Source organism: Bradyrhizobium sp. LB8.2, assembly GCF_040548035.1.
Taxonomy (GTDB): Bacteria; Pseudomonadota; Alphaproteobacteria; order Rhizobiales; family Xanthobacteraceae; genus Bradyrhizobium.
Genome location: NZ_JBEPQV010000011.1, coordinates 1 through 22,977, shown reverse-complemented (window position 1 = coordinate 22,977; position 22,977 = coordinate 1). Strand labels below are relative to the sequence as shown.

21 protein-coding genes are annotated in these 22,977 nt (G+C 64.4%); 7 read left to right on the top strand and 14 right to left on the bottom strand.

Annotated elements, in window-relative coordinates:
• The first annotated feature begins 5 nt into the window (after positions 1 to 5).
• Complete coding sequence (locus ABIB06_RS15610; protein ID WP_247344385.1) at positions 6 to 971, top strand: tyrosine recombinase XerC; 966 nt, start codon at positions 6 to 8, stop codon at positions 969 to 971.
• Between the two features lie 4 nt (positions 972 to 975).
• Here ABIB06_RS15610 and ABIB06_RS15605 read toward each other — a convergent pair whose 3' ends face one another.
• A complete protein-coding gene (locus ABIB06_RS15605) occupies positions 976 to 1,539 on the bottom strand; it encodes a hypothetical protein (RefSeq protein WP_247444069.1) in 564 nt (187 codons plus the stop codon).
• Between the two features lie 120 nt (positions 1,540 to 1,659).
• Here ABIB06_RS15605 and ABIB06_RS15600 point away from each other — a divergent pair, with 120 nt between their 5' ends.
• Positions 1,660 to 2,250 (top strand): DUF4337 domain-containing protein, encoded by a 591-nt coding sequence (locus ABIB06_RS15600; protein WP_247444070.1) that lies wholly within the window; start codon positions 1,660 to 1,662, stop codon positions 2,248 to 2,250.
• Between the two features lie 97 nt (positions 2,251 to 2,347).
• Here the strand turns inward: ABIB06_RS15600 and ABIB06_RS15595 are convergent, their stop codons facing one another.
• The 10 genes from ABIB06_RS15595 to zapE form a co-directional block, all read right to left on the bottom strand.
• A complete protein-coding gene (locus ABIB06_RS15595; protein WP_354049753.1) occupies positions 2,348 to 2,878 on the bottom strand; it encodes a hypothetical protein in 531 nt (176 codons plus the stop codon).
• 33 nt (positions 2,879 to 2,911) lie between these two features.
• Positions 2,912 to 4,312, bottom strand: coding sequence for a dihydrolipoyl dehydrogenase (gene lpdA, locus ABIB06_RS15590; protein ID WP_354049754.1), 1,401 nt, complete (start codon positions 4,310 to 4,312; stop codon positions 2,912 to 2,914).
• Between the two features lie 38 nt (positions 4,313 to 4,350).
• Complete coding sequence (locus tag ABIB06_RS15585) at positions 4,351 to 5,112, bottom strand: SDR family oxidoreductase (RefSeq protein ID WP_249804385.1); 762 nt, start codon at positions 5,110 to 5,112, stop codon at positions 4,351 to 4,353.
• Positions 5,113 to 5,164: 52 nt separating this feature from the next.
• Positions 5,165 to 6,409: a 2-oxoglutarate dehydrogenase complex dihydrolipoyllysine-residue succinyltransferase gene (odhB, locus tag ABIB06_RS15580; RefSeq protein ID WP_354049755.1), complete on the bottom strand. Its 1,245-nt coding sequence runs from the start codon at positions 6,407 to 6,409 to the stop codon at positions 5,165 to 5,167.
• Between the two features lie 182 nt (positions 6,410 to 6,591).
• Positions 6,592 to 9,561, bottom strand: a complete 2,970-nt coding sequence (locus ABIB06_RS15575; protein ID WP_354049756.1) for a 2-oxoglutarate dehydrogenase E1 component — start codon at positions 9,559 to 9,561, stop codon at positions 6,592 to 6,594.
• Positions 9,562 to 9,698: 137 nt separating this feature from the next.
• A complete protein-coding gene (gene sucD / locus ABIB06_RS15570) occupies positions 9,699 to 10,583 on the bottom strand; it encodes a succinate--CoA ligase subunit alpha (protein ID WP_354049757.1) in 885 nt (294 codons plus the stop codon).
• Between the two features lie 34 nt (positions 10,584 to 10,617).
• Positions 10,618 to 11,097 (bottom strand): DUF1579 family protein, encoded by a 480-nt coding sequence (locus ABIB06_RS15565; RefSeq protein WP_354049758.1) that lies wholly within the window; start codon positions 11,095 to 11,097, stop codon positions 10,618 to 10,620.
• A 4-nt stretch (positions 11,098 to 11,101) separates the two neighbouring features.
• Positions 11,102 to 12,298 carry an ADP-forming succinate--CoA ligase subunit beta gene (sucC, locus tag ABIB06_RS15560; RefSeq protein ID WP_247344410.1) on the bottom strand — a complete coding sequence of 399 codons (1,197 nt, stop codon included), beginning with the start codon at positions 12,296 to 12,298 and terminating at the stop codon, positions 11,102 to 11,104.
• 202 nt (positions 12,299 to 12,500) lie between these two features.
• Positions 12,501 to 13,469: a malate dehydrogenase gene (mdh, locus tag ABIB06_RS15555; protein ID WP_247344412.1), complete on the bottom strand. Its 969-nt coding sequence runs from the start codon at positions 13,467 to 13,469 to the stop codon at positions 12,501 to 12,503.
• A 255-nt stretch (positions 13,470 to 13,724) separates the two neighbouring features.
• The gene (zapE, locus tag ABIB06_RS15550; protein ID WP_354069137.1) at positions 13,725 to 14,909 is read right to left on the bottom strand and encodes a cell division protein ZapE; all 1,185 of its coding nucleotides are present in this window, start codon (positions 14,907 to 14,909) and stop codon (positions 13,725 to 13,727) included.
• A gap of 138 nt (positions 14,910 to 15,047) precedes the next feature.
• Between zapE and ABIB06_RS15545 the strand changes: the two genes are divergently transcribed.
• Positions 15,048 to 15,302: a type II toxin-antitoxin system VapB family antitoxin gene (locus ABIB06_RS15545; protein ID WP_354049760.1), complete on the top strand. Its 255-nt coding sequence runs from the start codon at positions 15,048 to 15,050 to the stop codon at positions 15,300 to 15,302.
• 41 nt (positions 15,303 to 15,343) lie between these two features.
• Here ABIB06_RS15545 and thpR read toward each other — a convergent pair whose 3' ends face one another.
• Together thpR and ABIB06_RS15535 are read right to left on the bottom strand one after the other, a co-directional pair.
• Complete coding sequence (gene thpR / locus ABIB06_RS15540; protein WP_354049761.1) at positions 15,344 to 15,880, bottom strand: RNA 2',3'-cyclic phosphodiesterase; 537 nt, start codon at positions 15,878 to 15,880, stop codon at positions 15,344 to 15,346.
• Between the two features lie 173 nt (positions 15,881 to 16,053).
• Positions 16,054 to 16,689, bottom strand: a complete 636-nt coding sequence (locus tag ABIB06_RS15535) for an arylesterase (protein WP_354049762.1) — start codon at positions 16,687 to 16,689, stop codon at positions 16,054 to 16,056.
• Between the two features lie 55 nt (positions 16,690 to 16,744).
• Between ABIB06_RS15535 and ABIB06_RS15530 the strand changes: the two genes are divergently transcribed.
• The 4 genes from ABIB06_RS15530 (at position 16,745) to ABIB06_RS15515 (ending at position 21,917) form a co-directional block, all read left to right on the top strand.
• Positions 16,745 to 17,467: an ABC transporter ATP-binding protein gene (locus ABIB06_RS15530; RefSeq protein WP_354049763.1), complete on the top strand. Its 723-nt coding sequence runs from the start codon at positions 16,745 to 16,747 to the stop codon at positions 17,465 to 17,467.
• Positions 17,464 to 20,034: an ABC transporter permease gene (locus tag ABIB06_RS15525; RefSeq protein WP_354049764.1), complete on the top strand. Its 2,571-nt coding sequence runs from the start codon at positions 17,464 to 17,466 to the stop codon at positions 20,032 to 20,034. The genes ABIB06_RS15530 and ABIB06_RS15525 overlap by 4 nt, the downstream gene beginning before the upstream one ends.
• 269 nt (positions 20,035 to 20,303) lie before the next feature.
• Entirely contained in the window at positions 20,304 to 21,095 is a 792-nt protein-coding gene (locus ABIB06_RS15520; RefSeq protein WP_247344431.1) for a Bax inhibitor-1/YccA family protein, read from the top strand.
• Between the two features lie 291 nt (positions 21,096 to 21,386).
• Entirely contained in the window at positions 21,387 to 21,917 is a 531-nt protein-coding gene (locus tag ABIB06_RS15515) for a GNAT family N-acetyltransferase (protein ID WP_354049765.1), read from the top strand.
• 27 nt (positions 21,918 to 21,944) lie between these two features.
• Here ABIB06_RS15515 and ABIB06_RS15510 read toward each other — a convergent pair whose 3' ends face one another.
• Positions 21,945 to 22,313 (bottom strand): DUF2794 domain-containing protein, encoded by a 369-nt coding sequence (locus ABIB06_RS15510; RefSeq protein ID WP_247344437.1) that lies wholly within the window; start codon positions 22,311 to 22,313, stop codon positions 21,945 to 21,947.
• Positions 22,314 to 22,977 lie beyond the last annotated feature (664 nt).

Here is a 22,977-nt window from a genome sequence, read left to right as displayed (position 1 = left end):
AGCGCATGAGCAAAGCGGCCGCCCCACAAATCGAGCTCGCCAGCGCCGATCCCTCGATCGCGCAGGAGATGACGCGCTGGCTGTCGCATCTCGGCGCGGAGCGGCGGCTGTCGCCGAAGACGCTGGAAGCCTATAGCCGCGACTTGCGGCAGTGCCTGGATTTCCTCTGCGCCCATTGGGGCGAGCGCGTCACGCTCAAGCGTTTCGCCGCCCTTGAGGCCACCGACATCCGTGCCTTCATGGCGATGCGCCGCGCCGACGATATTGCCGGCCGCTCGCTGATGCGCGCACTCGCGGGCCTGCGCTCGTTCGGCCGCTTTCTCGAACGCGAAGGCAAGGGCAAGGTCGGCGCACTCTCGGCGATCCGCGCGCCGAAAGTCGCCAAGACCCTGCCAAAACCGTTGCCGATGGCGTCCGCCAAACGTCTTGCGGACGCCGACGAACGCGCCGGCGAGGATCGCGAGACCTGGATTTTGGCGCGCGATGCCGCGGTGATGGCGCTTCTGTATGGATCAGGCCTGCGTATCTCCGAAGCGCTTGGCCTGACGCGCCGCGAGGTGCCGCGTCCCGGCGAGGGCGACGTGCTGATCGTGACCGGCAAGGGCAACAAGACCCGCATGGTGCCGGTGCTCCAGAACGTGCTCGCGCTCGTGCAGGAGTACGTCGCGATGTGCCCGTATCCGCTGCCGGCCGAAGGCCCGATCTTCGTCGGCGCACGCGGCGGGCCCTTGAGCCCGCGCATCATCCAGCTCGCGATGGAGCGGCTGCGCGGCGCGCTCGGCCTGCCCGACAGCGCCACGCCGCACGCGCTCCGCCATTCCTTCGCGACGCATCTGTTGTCACGCGGCGGCGATCTGCGCGCAATTCAGGAATTGCTCGGCCATGCCTCGCTCTCGACCACGCAGATCTATACCGGCATCGATTCCGAGCGGCTGCTGGAAGTCTATGCCAGCGCGCATCCGCGGCGGTGAGGCATCAGTCGGCGAGATACTCAATGTCAAAGATGTAGTTCGAGCCGCGGCCGATCTCGGCGCGAACATAGGGCTTGAACTTGAGGCGGTCATAGACCGGCGTCGTCGCCTTCACCGTGTGACCCCCGATATCGGCAAGATGTTCGGCGATTCGCTTGCCGGACCCGCGTAAGCTCTCCACGCGCCCCTCAATCACGAGGCGCGGCTCGGCATAGTCCGAATACAATGTGCTGGCGAATAGCCAGGTCCCGGCAGCACCAAGCACAAGGGCGACCACAAGCTTCCACTTGGAAAGCCGTGGCGAACCCTGGCCGCCGTTCATCAACCTGCGCAGGGCCAATCCAAACATAGTCAGCGAGAACATCACGCCGAACAGATAGGCATCCGTGACGCCCGCGATCGAGCTGCGCCAGTAGAGAAGGCCGAGGACGAAGTAGACGAAGAACGCGCTGATCGCGGCCACGATGACGTAGAGGCGCAGCCGGGGATGGCTGATCGCCGCCAGCAGGACGACGAAAAGGGCCACGATCGGCCAAAGCGCCCAGGCGATGAATTCCGCTGTAGTCATGCGCTGAACGTAAGACGCGTGACAAAAAAATCCCTTAAAGCATCCGCTCAAATGATCGCTTGGCGCTTGCGCCGGAACAACGGTTCGGTCAATCGTGGGGAACCGAGCCAGGAGGGACTTATGAGCGCACATGAAAGCATGGAGCATGCCGAGCATGCCGAGCACGCGTCCGGCTCGAACAAGAAGATCGCCCTCCTGATCGCCGTGCTGGCGCTGTTCCTGGCGATCTCGGAGACGCTCGGCAAGGGCGCCCAGACCGAATCGATCAGCAAGAACGTCGAGGCCGCCAATCTCTGGGCGTTCTTCCAGGCGAAGAGCGTTCGCCGCACCGTGGTGCTGACCGCGTCCGAGCAGGGCAAGCTCACGCTCGGCGCCACCACCGACGACGCCATCAAGGCGACGGTGCAGAAGCAGATCGACGACTGGACCAAGACCGCGGCGCGCTATCGCTCCGAGCCGGAGACCGGCGAAGGCACCGAGCAGCTCGCCGAAAAGGCCAAGCACGCCGAGCACGAGCGCGACGAGGCGACCGCGAAATACCATCACTTCGAACTGGCGTCGGCCGCCTTCCAGATCGGCATCGTGCTGGCCTCGGCCACCATCATCACCGGCATCATCGCGCTCGCCTATGTCGCCGGTGTTTTGACCCTGGCCGGCATCTTCATGACGGCGCTCGGCCTGTGGATGCCCCATCTGCTGCATTTGCATTGATGCGCTGAAGAGACGTACACCGCTGTCATGCTCCGCGAAGCGGCATCCTGTACGCCGCCCGCCTTCGCGGGCAATGACACCGAACAAGTGGCAGTGATCAGCGCGCTTCGTGCACGCTCTTGCGAAAGCGCTGGATCAGGCGGAACGTGCGGGAGGACCAGCCCTCGCCGTTGCCGGCGATCAGCTCCCTGATGCGGCGCTTGACCGGATCGACCAGCTCGGCGGCCTTGGCGCGCAGCTTCATCACGAGCTGATAGAGCCGCTCGAACCAGCCCATCTCCATCAGCTTGTCGCGCGTCACGTCGAACACGAAAGCGGTGACGCCGACCCCGAGCAGCTTTGCGAACAGGATGGTGACGACCGCGCTGGTCCAGTATTCGTGCGTGAGCAGCCACAGGCCGACCAGCTTGAGCGGAAACAGCGGAACGATCGGGACCGCGAACACGATCAGCGTCATCGCCGGCGACAGCGCGTCGACGCGCTCCGACAGCCATTGCTTGAACCGCGCGAGCGGAATGATTGCGACGACCCGCGCGACGATCGGTTCGAGATGATCCCACAGCCAAGCTTCGATCAGGAAGATGATCGCAAGCAGGACCCAGATCGGTTGAAGCAGGCGGCGCAGCATGTGTTTCCCGCCCGATTCGGAGCTGGGCGCGACCTACATATGGATGGCCCGCTTGCCGACTGCAAGCGCGGCCTCCTTGATGGCCTCCGAGCGGGTCGGGTGCGCGTGACAGGTGCGGGCAAGATCCTCGGCGCTGCCGCCAAACTCCATGAGAACGGCCGCTTCATGGATCATTTCGCCGGCTTCGCGGCCGATAATGTGCACGCCGAGCACGCGATCGGTCTTCGCATCTGCGAGAATCTTCACAAAGCCGTCGGTAGTCTGGTTGACCTTGGAGCGGCCGTTGGCGGTAAAGGGAAACTTTCCGACCGTATAAGCCACGCCCGCCTGCTTCAGCTCCTCCTCGGTCTTGCCGACGCAGGACACTTCCGGCGTGGTATACACGACGCCCGGGATAACATCGTAGTTCACGTGACCGGCCTGCCCGGCGATGATCTCCGCGACCGCGACGCCTTCATCCTCGGCCTTGTGTGCAAGCATCGGGCCCGCCACGACGTCACCGATGGCATAGACGCCCTTCACGCTGGTGGCGAAATGCGGATCGATCTGCACGCGGCCGCGATTGTCGAGCGCTACGCCCGCTTCCTTCAGCCCCAGCCCGTCCGTGTACGGCGCGCGGCCGATGCAGACCAGAACGACGTCGGCTTCCAGCGTCTCGGCAGCGCCGCCGGCGGCGGGCTCGACCCTCGCCTTCAGCATCTTGCCGGAGGTGTCCACGCCTGTGACCTTGGCGCCGAGCTTGAACGCAAAACCCTGCTTCTCCAGGATGCGCTGGAATTGCTTGGCGATCTCGCCGTCCATGCCGGGCAGGATGCGATCCAAAAATTCGACGACGACCACTTCGGCGCCCAGACGATGCCAGACCGAGCCGAGTTCGAGGCCGATCACGCCGGCGCCGACGATCAGCAGCTTGCCGGGGACCTTGTCCAGCGAGAGCGCGCCGGTCGACGACACGATGCGGGTCTCGTCGATCTCGATGCCCTTCAGCCGTGCGATGTCCGAGCCGGTGGCGATCACGATGCTCTTGGTTTCGATCACCTGCGACTTGCCGTCGGCGGAGATCTCGACCTTGCCGGTGCCCAAGATCTTGCCGGTGCCCTTGAGCACGTCGATCTTGTTCTTCTTCATCAGGAACTCGACGCCCTTGACGTTGCCGTCGATGCCCTGCTGCTTGAAGTTCATCATCGAAGGCAAATCGAGCTTCGGCGCCGAGACCGACACGCCCATCTTGGCGAAGGAGTGCCCGGCTTCCTCGAACATTTCGGAGGCGTGCAGCAGCGCCTTCGACGGCATGCAGCCGACATTGAGGCAGGTGCCACCGAGCGTGGCGTTCTTTTCGACCACGGCGACTTTCATGCCGAGCTGGCTTGCGCGCACCGCGCAGACATAACCGCCCGGTCCGGTGCCGATGACGACGAGATCGTAGGTAGCCATGAGAGAAAGTCCCGTGAGTTTAGCGTGATGAGGATGTGTCAGCGTCCGCCAGACACATCGAGAGTGGCGGCGGTGACGTAGGAGGCCTCGTCCGACATCAGCCAGACGATGGCGTTGGCGATTTCGTCGGCGGTGCCGACGCGCTTCATCGGCACCATATGGGCCAGACGATGATGCCGATCGGGCTCACCGCCGGAGGCGTGGATTTCGGTGTCGATCAGCCCGGGGCGGATGCCCGCGACGCGGATGCCTTCGCTTGCGACCTCGTAGCCAAGGCCGATGGTGAAGGAATCGATCGCGCCTTTGGAGGCGGCATAATCGACATAGGTATTGGGTGCGCCGAGCTTGGCGGCAACCGACGACAGATTGACGATGACGCCGCCCTGGCCGCCGTGCTTGGTCGACATCCGCTTCACCGCTTCGCGGGCGCAGAGGATGGAGCCGGTGACGTTGACCGCCATGACGCGCTGGATGCGCTCGGCCGACATCTCGTCGACACGCACGCCGCTGGTCCCGACGATGCCGCCATTGTTGACGAGCGCGCCGAGCGTGCCGAACTTGTCCGCCGCCTGGAACAGCGCGAGGATGTCGCTTTCCTCCGCGACGTCGCATTTGACCGCGATCGCCTTGCCGTTGCTGGCCTCGATCGCGGCAACCACCTCGTCGGCGGCCTGCTTGTTGCTGGCATAGCCGACGACGACGCGAAAGCCGCGCGCGGCCGCCGCAATCGCGGTCGCGCGGCCGATGCCGCGGCTGCCGCCGGTGATGACAACGACTTTATCCGTCACGCGCGCCTCCATGGTTCGACACGCGCCGCCGCGAAAGGCGACGGCGCTCGCAGAGCATCAGGGATCAGAGATCGAGCACCAGGCGAGCCGGATCTTCCAGGCTCTCCTTGACGCGAACCAGGAAGGTGACGGCTTCCTTGCCGTCGATGACGCGGTGATCGTAGGACAGTGCCAGGTACATCATCGGGCGGACCTCGACCTTGCCGCCGATCGCCATCGGCCGCTCCTGGATCTTGTGCATGCCGAGGATGGCCGACTGCGGCGCATTCAGGATCGGGGTCGACATCAGCGAGCCGTAGATGCCGCCATTGGTGATGGTGAAGGTGCCGCCCTGCATCTCGTCGATCTTGAGCTGGCCGTCACGGGCACGGCGGCCGAAATCGGCGATGCCCTTCTCGATGTCGGCGATCGACTTGCTGTCGCAGTCGCGCACCACGGGCACGACGAGGCCCTTGTCGGTGCCGACGGCGACGCCGATGTGGTAGTAGTTCTTGTAGATCAGATCGGTGCCGTCGATCTCGGCGTTGACAGCCGGGATGTCCTTCAGCGCCTGCACGACGGCCTTGGTGAAGAAGCCCATGAAGCCGAGCTTCGAGCCGTGCTTCTTCTCGAACGCATCCTTGTAGTGGGCACGCAGCGCCATGACGTTGGTCATGTCGACCTCGTTGAAGGTCGTGAGCATCGCCGCGGTGTTCTGCACGTCCTTGAGGCGGCGCGCGATGGTCTGGCGCAGCCGGGTCATCTTGACGCGTTCTTCGCGGGCGGCGTCATCGGCCGGCGACGGCGCGCGGACCTGAACGGCGGCGGCAGGCTGGTTGACCGGGGTCGGCGCAGACGCCGCACGCTCGATCGCGGCGAGCATGTCGCCCTTGGTGACGCGGCCGTCCTTGCCGGAGCCCGGAACGGTCGAGGCGTCGATGCCGGTCTCAGCCGAGAGTTTGCGCACGGACGGGGCGAGCGGGGCGTCGGCCGGCGGCGCCTTTGACGCCGCAGCGGGAGCAGCCGCGGCGGCGGCAGGAGCGGCAGCCGCGGGCTTTGCGGGCGCAGCGGCAGCCGGCTTGGCAGCGCCAGCGGCGCCCTCGGTGATCTGGCCGAGCAGCGCACCGACCGCAACGGTCGCGCCATCGGCGGCGACGATCTCGCTCAGCGTGCCGGCGGAGGGCGCCGGGACTTCGATGGTGACCTTGTCAGTCTCGAGCTCCACCAAGGGCTCGTCGACGGCGACGGGATCGCCGGCCTTCTTGAACCAGCGGCCGATGGTGGCCTCAGTGACGGATTCGCCGAGGGTCGGCACACGAATTTCAGTCATGGTCTTTTCCTTAAGGAGATCGCCAATGCGGTCGGGAATTTTCAGGTGTCATCGGCCGGCGAAAAGCAGACCATCCAGCAGGCCCAAACGTTCGCATTCACCACGGACGCCACGGTTTGCCGGATGCCCCGCTCCAGTGCGCCATTGCGCACAAGGCGGGGCATGACGCAGCTCGAAAAAGCTCAGCTCAGTGCTTCGTCCAGGAACGCCTTCAACTGCGCCTGATGCTTCGACATCAAGCCAGTGGCGGTCGCGGCGGAAGCGGCGCGGCCGACATAACGCGGACGCCGGCTCACACCGTTCACCTGATTCAGCACCCATTCCAGATAGGGCTCGATGAAGTGCCAGGCACCCATGTTGCGCGGCTCTTCCTGGCACCACACCATTTCGGCCTTCTTGAAGCGGGAGAGCTCGGCCACCAGCGCCTTCAGCGGCACCGGATAGAGCTGCTCGACGCGCATCAGGTAGATGTCGTCGATGCCGCGCTTCTCGCGCTCCTCGTAGAGATCGTAATAGACCTTGCCGGTGCAGAGCACGATGCGGCGGATCTTGTCGTCCGGAACGAGCTTGGTCGCCTCGCTCGGCTGCATCTGGGCGTCATCGTAGAGGATGCGGTGGAAGGTCGTTCCCTTCGCGAGTTCCTCGAGACGCGACACAGCCCGCTTGTGACGCAGCAGCGATTTCGGCGTCATCACGATCAGCGGCTTGCGGATCTCGCGATGAAGCTGCCGGCGTAGCGCGTGGAAATAGTTCGCCGGCGTGGTCGGGTAGACCACCTGCATGTTGTCTTCGGCGCACATCTGCAGGAAACGCTCCAGACGCGCCGAGGAATGCTCTGGCCCCTGGCCCTCATAGCCGTGCGGCAAGAGGCAGACGAGGCCGGACATGCGCAGCCATTTGCGCTCGCCCGAGGAGATGAACTGGTCGAACACGACCTGCGCGCCGTTGGCGAAGTCGCCGAACTGGGCTTCCCACAGCGTCAGCGTGTTCGGCTCGGCGAGCGAGTAGCCGTACTCGAAGCCGAGCACCGCTTCTTCCGACAGTAGCGAGTTGATGACCTCGTAATGGCCCTGCTCGTTGCCGAGATGGTTGTACGGTGTGTAGCGGCTCTCGTCCTCTTGGTCGATCAGGACGGAGTGGCGCTGCGAGAAGGTGCCGCGCTCGGAATCCTGACCCGACAGGCGGACATGGTGATTCTCGTTGAGCAGGGTGCAGAACGCCAATGCCTCGCCGGTCGCCCAGTCGATGCCGGCGCCGGTGTCGATGGCCTTGGCGCGGTTGTCGAGGAAGCGCTGGATGGTGCGGTGGACGCGGAAACCGTCCGGCACCTTGGTGATCTTGCGGCCGATATCCTTCAGTTCTGCGGTGTCGACGCCAGTGACGCCGCGCCGCGCATCTTCTTCCTGATCGGCGATCTTGAAGCCGGCCCATTTGCCGTCGAGCCAGTCGGCCTTGTTGGGCTTGTAGCCGGAGCCGGCTTCGAGCTCGGCATCGAGCCGCGCGCGCCAGTCCGCCTTGGCCTTCTCGACCTCGCCCTCGGTCAGCACGCCTTCGCTGATCAGGCGGCGGGCGTAGAGCTCGAGCGTCGACGGATGGGCCGCGATCTTCTTGTACATCACCGGCTGGGTGAAAGCCGGCTCGTCGCCCTCGTTATGGCCATGCCTGCGGTAGCAGAACATGTCGATGACGACGGGCTTGTGGAATTTCTGCCGGAACTCGGTCGCGACCTTGGCCGCGAACACCACGGCCTCCGGATCGTCGCCGTTGACGTGGAAGATCGGCGCGTCGATCATCTTCGCAACATCCGACGGATACGGCGAAGAACGGGAATAACGCGGATAGGTGGTGAAGCCGATCTGGTTGTTGACGATGAAGTGCACGGAGCCGCCGGTGCGGTAGCCCTTCAGGTCCGACAGGCCGAAGCATTCCGCGACCACACCCTGGCCGGCAAACGCTGCGTCGCCGTGCATAAGGAGCGGCATCACCGAGATGCGCTGGTCCGGCGGATCGCCGTGCTGATCCTGCTTGGCGCGGACTTTTCCGAGCACGACGGGATCGACGATCTCGAGATGCGAGGGATTGGCAGTCAGCGACAGATGGATGCGGTTGCCGTCGAACTCGCGATCCGAGGATGCGCCGAGGTGATATTTGACGTCACCCGAGCCTTCGACCGCGTCCGGATTGGCCGAGCCACCCTTGAACTCGTGGAACAGCGCGCGATGCGGCTTGCCCATTACCTGGGTCAGCACGTTGAGGCGGCCGCGATGCGGCATGCCCAGCACGACCTCCTTCACGCCGAGATTGCCTCCGCGCTTGATGATCTGCTCGAGCGCGGGGATCAGCGATTCAGCACCGTCCAGGCCGAAGCGCTTGGTGCCGGTGAATTTGGTGTCGCAGAATTTCTCGAAACCTTCGGCTTCGACCAGCTTCATCAGGATGGCGCGACGGCCTTCGCGGGTGAAGGAGATTTCCTTGTCCGGCCCCTCGATCCGCTCCTGGATCCACGCCTTCTGCGCCGCGTTGGTGATGTGCATGAACTCGACGCCGAGCGTCTGGCAGTAGGTGCGCTCGCAGATCGCGGTGATTTCGCGCAAGTTGGCGTATTCGAGACCGAGCACATGGTCGAGGAAGATCTTGCGGTCGAAATCGGCTTCGCTGAAGCCGTAGGTCCGCGGATCGAGTTCTTCGCGATTGCGCTGGGCTTCGATGCCGAGCGGATCGAGCTTGGCGTGGAAATGACCACGCATGCGGTAGGACCGGATCAGCATCAAGGCGCGGACCGAGTCGCGCGTGGCCTGGAGCAGGTCGGCGGAGGAGAGGCCGCCGCCCTTATCGCCGCCCCTGGCCTGCGCCTTGGCGGCGATCTTGGCACCGACCGTCTTCTCGACTTCCGCCCAATTGCCGTCCAGGGCGGAGGTCAGATCGTCCTGCGGGGTCAGCGGCCAGTTGGCGCGCTCCCAGGACGGGCCTTCGGCGTTCTTGCTGATGTCAGCCGGCTGGTCGTTGAGGCTCTTGAAGAAGTCCTGCCACTCGGCATCCACCGAGGACGGATCCTTCTCGTAGCGGGCGTAGATTTCATCGATGTAGGTGGCGTTGGTGCCCTGCAAAAAGGAGGAGAGGGCAAAGGCTGCGTTCGCGTCTTGGCGAGACATACTTGAGTTCCTGGCGATTTCGGTTCGCGCATAACAAACGGCGCTGGCGCTGGGCTCCCCGGCAGAGGACCAGCGCGACAGGCACCATTTACCCTATTTGCTGCGAAACTTCGCCCGGAAAAGTGCGAAGGAGTGAATTAGCCCTTCAATTTTTCGGCAAGCGTGTGCCCAAGGCGGGCGGGAGACGGAGACACTGTAATTCCTGCCGATTTCATCGCGTCGGTCTTGGAACCCGCGTCGCCCTTGCCGCCCGAAATGATCGCGCCGGCATGGCCCATGCGGCGGCCGGGAGGGGCCGTGACACCGGCAATGAAGCCGACCATCGGCTTCCTGCGGCCGCGCTTGGCTTCGTCCTTGAGAAACTGGGCGGCGTCTTCCTCGGCGGAACCACCGATCTCGCCGATCATGATGATCGACTCGGTCTTGGGGTCGCCCAGCAGCATTTCCAGCACGTCGATGAATTCGGTTCCCTTGACCGGATCGCCGCCGATGCCGACCGCGGTGGTCTGGCCGAGGCCTTCCTGGCTGGTCTGGAACACGGCTTCGTAGGTCAGGGTGCCGGAGCGGGAGACGATGCCGACGCTGCCGGTCTTGAAGATGTTGGCCGGCATGATGCCGATCTTGCATTCGCCGGCGGTCATGACGCCCGGGCAGTTCGGCCCGATCAGACGCGACTTGGAACCGGCCAGCGAACGCTTCACGCGCACCATGTCGATGACAGGAATGCCCTCGGTGATGCAGACGATCAGCGGGACCTCGGCATCGATGGCTTCGCAGATCGCATCGGCCGCGCCCGGCGGCGGCACGTAGATCACGGACGCGTCGGCGCCGGTCTTCTCACGCGCCTCGCGCACGGTGTCGAACACCGGCAGGCCCAGATGCGTCGCGCCGCCTTTGCCGGGCGAAGTGCCGCCGACCATCTTGGTGCCGTAGGCAATCGCGGCCTCCGAGTGGAACGTGCCGTTCTTGCCGGTAAAGCCCTGGCAGATGACCTTGGTGTTCTTGTCGATCAGGATGGACATGAGGTCTGCTTTCGCGAAACTAACGTGTGAGAGGTCAGTGGATGCGGCGGTAGACGCCGGTGAGGACGTCGGCCCAGCCTTCCGCGTCCGGCGAGAACTGGATCTTCAACGAATAGGAATCGTCGTCGATGATTTCGTAGACGTGGCGCGCATTGCCGCGGAGCGAGCCGCGCACCAGTGTCAGGGTCTTCCCGACCCAGCCGCCGGAGGCGGGCGAGGGCGGCGTGTAGCCGAGCGAGTCGTACCAGAACAATTTGTAGGTCCGGTCCTCGCGGTCGAAGGTGAAGATGCCGTGGGTGGCGAAGACCTGCTTGCCGTCGCGCATCTGAACCGAGTCCTGGATCAGGTAAAACCCGTTGAGGTCCATGCGCGCGACGGTGCGCGAGGTGGCCGGCCCGCCTTCCGTCCAGCGCGACGGAAAGACCACCTCTTCGCCATTCCATTCGCCGGCGAACGCGGCAAGACGCGCGTGCTCCGGCAGCGGGGATGATGCGGCGAGATGGTCCTGGGTCATGGCCTTAGCCTCCCTTGACGGCCTTCACGATCTTCTGCGCGGCGTCGTCGAGATTGTCGGCCGGCACCACGTTGAGGCCGGATTCACGGATGATCTTCTTGCCCAGTTCGACATTGGTGCCTTCGAGGCGAACCACGAGCGGCACGCTGAGGCCGACTTCACGCACCGCAGCCGTGACGCCCTCGGCGATCACGTCGCACTTCATGATGCCGCCGAAGATGTTGACCAGGATGCCCTTCACGTTGGGATCGGCGGTGATGATCTTGAAGGCGGCCGCGACCTTTTCCTTGCTGGCGCTGCCGCCGACGTCGAGGAAGTTCGCCGGCGCCATGCCGTAGAGCTTGATGATGTCCATCGTCGCCATGGCGAGACCGGCGCCGTTGACCATGCAGCCGATGTTGCCGTCGAGCGTGACGTAGTTGAGATCGTACTTCGACGCCTCGATTTCCTTGGCGTCTTCCTCGGTCTCGTCGCGCAGCGCCAGCACCTCGGGGTGACGGAACAGCGCGTTGTCGTCGAACGACACTTTTGCGTCGAGCACGCGGAGCTGGCCCTGCTTGGTCACGACCAGCGGGTTGATCTCCAGCATCGACATGTCCTTGGCGACGAACGCCGCGTAGAGCTGCGCTGTGAGCTTCTCGGCCTGCTTGGCGAGATCGCCGGAAAGCTTCAGCGCGTTGGCGACGGTGCGGCCGTGATGGCCCATGATGCCCGTCGCGGGATCGATCGAGAAGGTCACGATCTTCTCGGGGCTGTTGTGCGCGACGTCTTCGATGTTGACGCCGCCCTCGGTCGATACCACGAACGAGACGCGAGAGGTCTCGCGGTCGACCAGGATCGAAAGATAGAATTCCTTGTCGATGTCGGAGCCGTCCTCGATGTAGAGGCGGTTGACCTGCTTGCCGGCGGCGCCGGTCTGGATCGTCACGAGCGTGGCGCCGAGCATCTGCTTGGCGAACTCGGAGACCTCCGCGGCCGACTTGGCGATGCGGACGCCGCCCTTGTCGCCGGCGGACGCCTCCTTGAACTTGCCCTTGCCGCGGCCGCCGGCGTGGATCTGGCTCTTGACCACCCAGACCGGGCCCGGGAGGGCCTTGGCCGCTGCGTCTGCGTCAGCCGCCTTCAGGACCGCAACGCCCTTGGAGATCGCCACGCCGAACTCATTCAGCAGCGCTTTGGCCTGATATTCATGGATATTCATATGGTCGCTCCCTGAACCCGCGGGCGGTGACCGCATGGGCCCACCTCAGTCTTGTGGCTGGCATACCATATACCACAGGAACTGCAACTCGGATTCTTTGACATCGATCTCTGGACTTGCGGACCCGGAACCCGCCCGACGCGGCCTCCGGAAATGAAACCGCCGAAGACCGGGTTTCGTCTTCGGCGGGGACGTTTTGACCTTAGCGGCCGAGAAGATCGGGTGCGATCTTCTTGCAGGCGTCGACCAGGCCCTGAACCGCGCCGACCGACTTGTCGAAGGCCTCGCGGTCCTTGCCGACGAGTTCGATCTCGACGACGCGCTCGACACCCTTGGAGCCGATCACGACGGGCACGCCGACATACATGTCCTTCACGCCGTATTCGCCGTTCAGGTAGGCGGCTGAGGCCAGCACGCGCTTCTTGTCGCGCAGATAGCTCTCGGCCATTGCGATCGCGGAGGCCGCGGGCGCATAGAAGGCCGAGCCGGTCTTGAGCAGATTGACGATCTCGGCGCCGCCGTTGCGGGTGCGGTCGACGATCTCGTCGAGGCGCGCCTGCGAGGTCCAGCCCATCTTGATGAGGTCGGGCAGCGGGATGCCGGCGACGGTGGAGTACTTCACCAGCGGCACCATGGTGTCGCCATGGCCGCCCAGCACGAAGGCGGTGACGTCTTCGACCGAGACGTTGAATTCGTCGGCCAGGAAGTAGCGGAAGCGCGACGAATCCAGCACGCCGGCCATGCCGACGACCTTCTTGTGCGGCAGGCCGGAGGCCTTCTGCAGCGCCCAGACCATCGCGTCGAGCGGGTTGGTGATGCAGATGACGAAAGCGTCGGGGGCGTACTTCTTGATGCCGGCGCCGACCTGCTCCATGACCTTGAGGTTGATGGAGAGGAGGTCGTCGCGGCTCATGCCGGGCTTGCGCGGCACGCCGGCGGTGACGATGCAGACTTTTGCGTTGTCGAGCGCCTCGTAGGAGTTCGCGCCGGTGAAATGCGCGTCAAAGCCGTCGACCGGCGAGGACTGCGCGATGTCGAGCGCCTTGCCCTGCGGCACGCCCTCGGCGATGTCGAACATCACCACATCGCCCAGCTCTTTCAAGCCGATGAGATGAGCCAACGTTCCGCCGATCTGACCGGAGCCAATCAAAGCAATCTTGTCGCGCGCCATGTGAACCTGTCCTTTAGACACGTCAGGAGGGGAAAACTGAGACGGGTGGTTATCCCTTTAGCCTCCCCCGTTCAAGTCGCCGGTTGCCCATTTGTCGGGCTTGCCGCGTATTGGAGCGCATCCCTGTCATTCCAGATCGCATCCAACCGGTTTGCACGAAACATGGCCCGATGACGGGCTCCGTCGCGGCCCCGGAATGACAGCGCTGGCAAATAGGACTTAAGTCTCCACCAAGCCCTCTTCCACCAAGCCCTCTTAAGTCTCCACCAAGCCCTTGGTCGAGCCGCTGGCGGTGGAATCCTTGCGGCCGTGGGGCAGCGCCAGATAGGATTCCGAGCTCATTTCAATCAGGCGCGACGACGTTCGCTTGAACTCGTTGGCCTCGTTGCCCTCGTGGGCGAGGTACAGCGAGATCGGGTTGGCATCGGCGGAAGCCATCAGCTTCACGGCATTGTCATAGAGTGTGTCGATCAGCGTGATGAAGCGCTTGGCGGCGTTGCGCTGGGAGAGGTCCATCACTGGAATATGGTCGACCAGGATGGTGTGATAGTCGTGCGCCAGCCTGAGATAGTCGGATGCGCCGAGCGGCTTCTCGCAGAGATCGGCGAACGAAAACCGCGCCACGCCGGGGGCCGAGCACGGCACGTGCAGGATGCGCCCCTTGATCGAAATATCGCGCGACTTGCATTTGGCGCTGCCGGACATCTTCGACCAGGCGCGGTCGAGCGCGGTGTCCGCCTCAGTGTCTGCCGGCGTCAGCCACATCGGCACGCCCTGAAGTTTTTCCAGCCGAAAGTCGGTGCGCGCGTCGAGCCGCAGCACGTCCATGTGGTCGGTGATCTGCTTGATGAACGGCAGGAACAGCGAACGGTTCAGGCCGCCCTTGTAGAGATCGTCAGGCGCGACGTTGGAGGTCGCGACCACCACGGTGCCGAGCTCCAACAGCTTTGCGAACAGGCGGCCGAGGATCATCGCGTCGGCGATGTCGGTGACGTGGAATTCGTCGAAGCAGAGCAGCCAGCTCTCCTCGAAGATGGCGTTCGCGGTCAGCGTGATGACGTCGCCGTCGGCGATCTCGCCGCGCGCGATGCCCTGGCGATAGTCGTAGATGCGCTCGTGCACATCGGCCATGAACTCGTGGAAATGCGCGCGCCGCTTGTGCTCGACGGTACTGTGCTGAAAGAACAGGTCCATCAGCATGGTCTTGCCGCGGCCGACCTCGCCATGGACGTAGAGCCCGTGCGGCGCCTCGTCCTTGTCGCTGCTGAACAGGCGACTGAGCAGGCCCTGCTTGCGCGGCGGCTTGTAATCGGCGAGCCGCTGGTCGAGCGCCGTATAGGCTTCGGCGATCTCGGCCTGCGCAGCGTCGGCCTCGATCGCGCCTGATACGATCAGGGCCTGATACGCCTCGCGGAATGGGGAACTGGGAATCGAGAGCATGGCTCTTTACCGCCAGAGACCGGCGGAAATTGCAACTGTGTATTGGCGCAAGGGGCGCATGCGCTTACCCTGGTCACGTGGGTGCGGGCGGATGATTGAAATATCAGAGAGTTTAGCGGCTACTTTGAGGTTCCTGACATGGCTCTTAGTATCAAGGACCCCGAGACCGAGCATCTCGCGTGGAGGCTGGCGCAACTCACCGGCGAGACCGTTGTGGTCGCGACGAAGCGAGCTATCGAGGAGCGGCTTAGCCGGATCGACAATCAGCACCGCAAGACTGCTCTCTTGGACGATATGGCTGCGAGCCGCCGACGCTGGAGCGAGCTGCCTGTGGTAGCCGACCAGACGGCAGACGAAATTGTTGTCTATGACAAACACGGGTTGCCATTCTGACCGCGATAGACGCCACGCGCCATATGGCTCGCGAGCCAAGCTCACTCACACAACTCGTAAGCGTCCTCGACCACATAGGGACCGCCGCCGGTGGAGGCGCGCGAGGAGAACAGCACGAAGCGTTCGGCCGTGAACGCCTTGCTGGGAAAATAGCCGCGCAGCGAGAGATAGTCGGCGACATCTCGGTCGGTGGCGTCATGCAGACGGGCCAGCGTGACGTGCGGGATGAACTTGCGGCCTTCAGGGTCGAGGCCGATCCGCTGCATCATGCGCTCGAGCTCGGCCTGCAATTCCATCAGCGGCTTGCTTGGCACGATGGTTGCGACCACCGCACGCGGCTTGCGTCCGCCGAAACTCTGCAGTCCCTGCACCTTCACCTCGAACGGCTTGCGGTCGACGCGAAACAGCATCGAGGCGATTTCGTTGGCGGACATGCCGTCGATATTGCCGATGAAACGCAGGGTGACATGGTAATTTTCGGGATCGATCCAGCGGGCGCCGGGAAGCCCGCCCCGCAAATTGGAAAGCGACTGGCTAATCTCGGCCGGAATTTCCAGACCGGTGAACAAACGCGGCATCGTTTCGCACTCCCGATGCTTGGGCATGATCCTCGGAAAGACCATATCCAAATTTTAGAGCCGGCGACGAATCACCGGTACCCCAATTCCTATCGCAGTTGTGTGACCCTGCGAAGCATCGCGCGCCTCACCCCGGTAAAACCCTGGGAATTGCGGTCGGCGCTGCCTGCTTTTCAACGCCGTTGCTCAGCTATCGTGCCAAGGAATGCCTCAACCGTGGGCAAGATATTCTTGACGATGATGTCGACGCCCGCCGCGGTCGGATGAATGCCGTCGGCCTGGTTGAGTTTGGCGTCGGCTGCGACACCGTCAAGAAAAAACGGATAGAGCGGCACGTCGAATTTTCTCGCCAGATCCGGATAAATCGAATTGAAGCGTGCCGCATAATCCGGGCCGTAATTCGGCGGCGCCAGCATGCCGCACAGCATGACTGGAATCTTGCGCACCTTGAGGCGCTGGACGATCTCGGCCAGCGCGGTGCGCGTCAAATCGGGATCGATGCCGCGCAACGCGTCGTTGGCGCCGAGCTCGATGATGACACCATCGGTTCCGTCAGGGACCGACCAGTCGAGCCGGTCACGGCCACCCGACGAGGTGTCCCCGGACACCCCGGCATTGGTCATGTCGGCTTCTATGCCTTTGTCCTGCAAGGCTTTTTTAAGCTTTATGGGGAATGCTTCCTGGGCCGGGAGACCGAGACCGGCGCTTAAGGAATCGCCGAGAACGACAAGCTTGACCGATTTTGTCGCTTCCCCCCACGCCGGATTTGCGACCGTCATCAAAGCGAACATCAACACGGCTATGTGCATGAACAATCCGTAACGCCTCTCGACCGCGCGTACGGAGTTGCCATATGACCGGACCATGGACACTCGCATCTCTTCCTCTTCGCTCGCCGACAGCTCGGCAGACACCATCGCCATCTCCAACGTCAATCTGTCATTGGGTACGGGCGCGGCACGCGTTCACATTCTCAAGGATATCAGCTTGCGCGTCGGCCGCAGCGAGACGATCGGGCTGATCGGCCCGTCAGGCTCGGGCAAATCCACGCTGCTGATGGTGATGGCTGGGCTGGAGCGTCCTGATAGCGGAGAGGTGGTGGTCAGCGGCACGCCTTTCAATGCCCTCGACGAGGACGCGCTGGCCCGCTTCCGCGGCCGCCAGGTCGGCATCGTCTTCCAGTCCTTCCATTTGATCCCGACGATGACGGCGCTGGAGAACGTCGCCGTGCCGCTCGAGCTCGCCGGCAATCCCGACGCCGCCAAGCGCGCGGCGCAGGAGCTGCAATCGGTCGGGCTCGGCGACCGCCTGCATCATTACCCGACGCAACTCTCCGGCGGCGAGCAGCAGCGCGTTGCGCTGGCGCGCGCGCTGGCGCCCGATCCCGCGATCCTCGTTGCCGACGAGCCGACCGGCAATCTCGACGAAGCCACCGGCAAGCAGATCGTCGATCTCCTGTTCAGCAAGCATGCCGAGCGCGGCATGACCCTGGTGCTGGTCACGCACGATTCCTCGCTCGCGCATCGCTGCGATCGCGTGATCCGCCTGCGTTCGGGGCGCATCGACACGCAGTCTGCACCCGCATGAGCGCAGCAGTCGAACCGTTCGCGAAGCCCAACGGCGTCGCGCTGTCGCTGCGCTACGCGCTGCGCGAATTGCGCGGCGGCCTGCGCGGCTTTTACGTATTCATTTCCTGCATCGCGCTCGGCGTGATGGCCATCGCCGGCGTCGGCTCGGTCTCGGCGAGCCTGAGCGACGGCCTCGCTCGCGAGGGCCGCACGCTGCTCGGCGGCGACGTGTCGTTCGTCTTGTTTCAGCGCGAAGCGAAGCCGGAGGAAGTCGCCTTCCTGCGTTCGCGCGGTACGGTCTCGAGCGCCGCCACACTGCGCGGCATGGCGCGGTCGGCGGAGGGCCAGCTCGCACTGGTCGAGATGAAGGCGGTCGACGACACCTATCCGATGCTCGGACAGCTGACGCTGGCGCCGCCGCTGCCGATGTCCGACCTGCTCGCGGAGCGCGACGGCGCGTTCGGCGCCGCCGCCGATCCGACGCTGCTGGCGCGGCTCTCGCTCAAGACCGGTGATCGCGTCACCGTCGGCTCAGCAACGTTCCAGATCCGCAGCACCGTCGAGGCCGAGCCCGACAAGCTCGCCGGCGGCATCGGCTTCGGCCCGCGTTTCCTGATCAGCGAGGCGGGCCTGCGCGCCACCGGCTTGATCCAGCCCGGCAGCTTGGTGCGCTGGGTCTATCGGGTGAAGCTGCCGGAGATCGCCAACAGCGAGCGCGACACCGAAACCTTCATCGCGGATGCGCGCAACGCCGCGCCGCAGGCCGGCTGGGAGGTCCGCAGCCGTTCCAATGCCTCGCCGCAGCTCGAACGCAATATCAGCCGCTTCACGCAGTTCTTGACGCTGGTCGGCCTCGCTGCGCTGCTGGTCGGCGGTGTCGGCGTCGCCAATGCCGTCAAGAGCCATATCGACCACAAGCTCGAGGTGATCGCGGCCTTGAAGGCCGTCGGCGCCACCGGGCGCGACGTGTTCGGCATCTATCTCGCGCAGGTTCTCCTGCTCGCAGCGATCGGCTCGTTGATCGGCCTTGCACTCGGCGCCGCCATGCCCTTTGCGATCGTCGGCCTGTTCGGCAAGCTGCTGCCGCTGCCGGTGGTCCCGGCGGTGCATGCCGACGAGCTCGCGCTGTCGTTCGTCTATGGGCTGCTCACTGCGCTTGCCTTCGGCCTGTGGCCACTCGGGCGCGTGCACGACGTGCCGGTGGCCGCGCTGTTCCGCGACACCATCAGCAACGAATGGCACCGGCCACGCTGGAGCTACCTCGTTTTCATGGCCGTCGTGGTCGCGCTGCTGATCGCGGTCGTGATTGGCCTGTCGTTCGACAAGCGCATCGCCGCGGTGTTCGTGGCCTCCTCCGTCGTCGTGTTCGCGCTGCTGCGCGGCATTGCCGTGCTGCTGATGGCGATCGCGCGGCGGCTGCCGCGCACGCGGTTGCCGATGCTGCGCCTCGCGATCGCCAACATCCACCGGCCGGGCGCGCTGACGCCCTCGGTCGTGCTGTCGTTGGGCCTCGGGCTCGCGGTGCTCGTCACCATCACCCAGATCGACGGCAATCTGCGCCGGCAGTTCCTGGCGGCATTGCCCGAGCACGCACCATCGTTCTTCTTCATCGACATCCCGAGCACGCAGGCCGAGCAGTTCGACGGTTATCTGCGCCAGATCGCCCCTGGCGCGAAGGTCGAGGACGTGCCGATGCTGCGCGGGCGCATCGTCGGAGCCCGCGGCGTCCGCGCCGAGGAGCTCAAGCCCACTACCGATTCCGAGTGGGTGCTGCAGAGCGACCGTGGCCTGACCTATACCGCCGATCTGCCGAAAGGCTCCAAGGTGGTCGAGGGCGAGTGGTGGAGCGCCGATTATACCGGCCCACCGCTGGTTTCGATGGAGAAGAAGATCGCGGACGGGCTCGGCCTCAAGCTCGGCGACGAGGTCGTGGTCAATATCCTCGGCCGCGACATCCCCGCGAAGATCAGCAATCTGCGCAGCATCGACTGGCAGGGCCTCGGCATCAATTTCGTCCTGGTGTTCTCGCCGAACGCATTCAAGGGCGCGCCGCATACCCACATCGCGACGCTGACGGAAGCCGGCGGCGACGCGGCTGGCGACGGCAAGATCATCAAGGAGGTCGCCGACGCCTATCCGATGGTGACGAGCGTGCGTGTGCGCGAGGTGATGGAGACGGTCGGCTCGGTCGTGACCAATCTGGCGCTGGCGATCCGAGGCGCCAGCGCGGTGACCCTGATTTCGGCGATCCTGGTGCTGGGCGGCGCGCTCGCCGCCGGCCATCGCCACCGGGTCTACGATGCGGTGATCCTCAAGACCCTGGGCGCGACCCGGCTGCGGCTGCTCGGCGCCTATGCGCTCGAATACCTCCTGATCGGCCTCGCCACTGCGGTTTTCGGCGTTTTCGCCGGCAGCGTCGCTGCATGGATGATCGTGACCCGGCTGATGACGCTCACCTTCGTCTGGCAGGCCGGCAGCGCGGCTGGCGTGGTCGCGGCCGCCCTGGTCGTCACGGTCGGGCTCGGGCTCGCCGGCACGCTCCTAGCGTTGAACAAAAAGCCCGCCACGGTGCTGCGGAATTTGTGACAAATGGTAGCGGGCGGCTGTGCGGGGGCGGAATCGCACGATTCCGGCGATTAACCACGTTTGCTCGCCAGGATTGCGGGCGAGGGCGACATTCAGCCGCGCGTGGACGGTTGCAGCGAATGTGTTAGTTTCCCACATATCGAATGGGTTCGGAGCCCCGATTGTTAGCCAAAATTTAGTCGGCAGACATCGGTATCCGAGATAGAATTTGACGAACCGGTGGCATGGAGCCCTCATGCCGGACCGGGCTAACCAACGGGAATTCGACCATGTCGGACCTAGACCGTAACTACGCTTCTCCTTTCGGCAGGGCCGCCGGGCGTGTTGACGCCGCGACGGTCGATGCCGGCCTGCGCGCCTACATGCTGCGCATCTACAACTACATGAGCATCGGCCTGGCCATCACCGGCCTTGCCGCACTCGGCGTCTACATGGCCGCCGTGACGGATGTTCCGACCCCGGAAGCCGTCCGCGTCGGCAAGCTGTTCCTGACGCCATTCGGCTACGCGATGTTCGTCAGCCCCTTGAAGTGGCTGTTCATGCTCGCGCCGCTCGCCATGGTGTTCGTGATCTCGGCGGGCATCAACCGTCTCGCGCCCTCGACCGCCCAGATCCTGTTCTGGGTGTTCGCCGCGCTGATGGGCGTCTCGCTGTCCTCGATCTTCCTGGTCTTCACGCACACCTCGATCGTGCGGGTGTTCTTCATCACCGCGGCGACCTTCGGCGCGCTCAGCCTCTACGGCTACACCACAAAGCGTGACATGAGCGGAATGGGTTCGTTCCTGTTCATGGGCCTGATCGGCATCGTCATCGCGAGCCTGGTCAATCTGTTCCTGGCGAGCTCGTTGCTCCAGTTCGTCGTTTCGGTGGTTGGCGTGCTGGTGTTCGCGGGTCTCACCGCCTGGGATACCCAGCGGCTGAAGAATGACTACATCTACGGCTACGCCTCGGCCGGCGGTGAAGTCGCGGAGCGTGCGGCCATCACCGGCGCACTGTCGCTGTACCTGAACTTCATCAACCTGTTCACGCTGCTCCTGCAGCTCCTGGGCCAGCGCGACTAAGCGCAAGCCCAGAGCGAACAACACGAGCCCCGGCCGAAAGGCCGGGGTTTTTGTTTGGGGCCGGACGTCGCAGCACCCGCCGCTGTCATCGTCCCGCCTTGTCCGCAATTGCGCACTGGGGCGGGCGATCCTGTACGCCGCAGCGGCTCCGTTCTAGCCGCGCTGTCTCGGAGTACTGGATGCCTATGCGGGGCATGACAGCGGAGAAGATGGGCCTGCTGCGCTCGCGAAGACCACGCCGAGAAGCCGTTGCCTCTTCCAGCCGTCCCGGGAACGCTCTAATCTCGCCCCATGTCCGCACCTGAAATCAGGCCCACCCTCGAGGCCGACCTTCCCGCCATCACCGCCATCTACCAGCAGGCCGTCCGCGAGGGCACCGCGACCTTCGAGCTGGACCCGCCCGACCTCGCCGAGATGACGCGCCGCTATCGTACGCTGATCGACGGCGGCTATCCCTATTTCGTCGCCATCCTCGACGGCCGCGTTGCCGGCTATGCCTATGCGGGGGCCTACCGGCCGCGGCCGGCCTACCGCTTCACGGTCGAGAACTCGATCTATCTCGATCCAGGCTTTCACCGTCGCGGCGTCGGACTTCTGTTGCTGGAGCGTCTGGTCGCCGAATGCGAGGCGCGAGGCTTCCGCCAGATGATCGCGGTGATCGGCGACTCCGCCAATGCCGGCTCGATCGGCGTGCACACCAAGGGTGGCTTCAAGATGATCGGCACGCACCCCAGCGTCGGGCTGAAATTCGGCCGCTGGCTGGATACGGTGATGATGCAGCGCGACCTCGGCGAGGGCGCGGGTACGGTGCCGGGGAACTAGGCTCGCTCTCGCAGGATGGGTGGGCAGCTACACCACAGCCAGCTTGCGATCGATCACCAGCAGCACGCGTTCGAGCTCGTGGCCGCGGCGCAGGATCAGACCCGTCGCAGAGATCACGCTGTACATGCCCTGCTTGCGCGCGAGGCGCGGATCTTTTTCGATGCGATAGATCGGCACTTCCGAGGCGCGGCGAAACACCGAGAACACGGCGCGGTCTTTCAGGAAGTCGATGGCATAGTCACGCCACTCGCCGTCGGCGACCATACGGCCGTAGAGATTGAGAATACGATGCAACTCGAGCCGGTTGAACGTCACCCGGCCCAGTTGCGCATTCGCAGCGGCTGGGCGCGCCGCCGCGCGCTGTTCGCTCGGATCGGCATCCTCCGACAGACTCATAGAAAGCCTCCTGTCGCCACAGCATGACCACGTCCGCGAAGACCGTCCCCGGAACCGCGGATCATGACAGCTGCATGATTGCCCCAACTGTTCCCCACCGCAAGGGGGCCTTGAGAGGACGCATAAAATCCGATGAATTCCGGGCACACGCAGGGTGGAACTCTGTCGCGCAAATCGTCACGGGATCGTTAGCAAGAATCATAGTGTCGCCGCTTTTCCGCCAAGCGACTGCCGCCCTGCCCTGCGAAGAAGCAGGTGTGCGTTGACCCGGTCCTTTCGGTTCCGGATTCCTCAGCCCCCAGCCCCCCGGGGTCGTCAGGATCGGGTCTGTTCGCACGACAAGGAGGGCCAACGCAAGTTGGTCCTTTTTTGTTTGTGCCGGGATGTTTCTGCCTCGACGGATATCTCACCACAAACTCTTTCCCCTCATCCTGAGGAGCCGCGAAGCGGCGTCTCGAAGGATCGAGGCCGGGCTGCATCAGCGGGGCCTGCATGGTTCTCGCGGCGATGCGCAGCATCGTCCGCCACGCGCGCAAGGGCGCGCTCCTCACCATGAGCCCCCAGCTCCGAACCGGCGCTGCACACGGACCATGAACACGGTATCGTGGCTGCGGGGTTCCGCCTGGAGCAGTGTGGCCGCATGATCCTCTGGTGCACTTGGTTG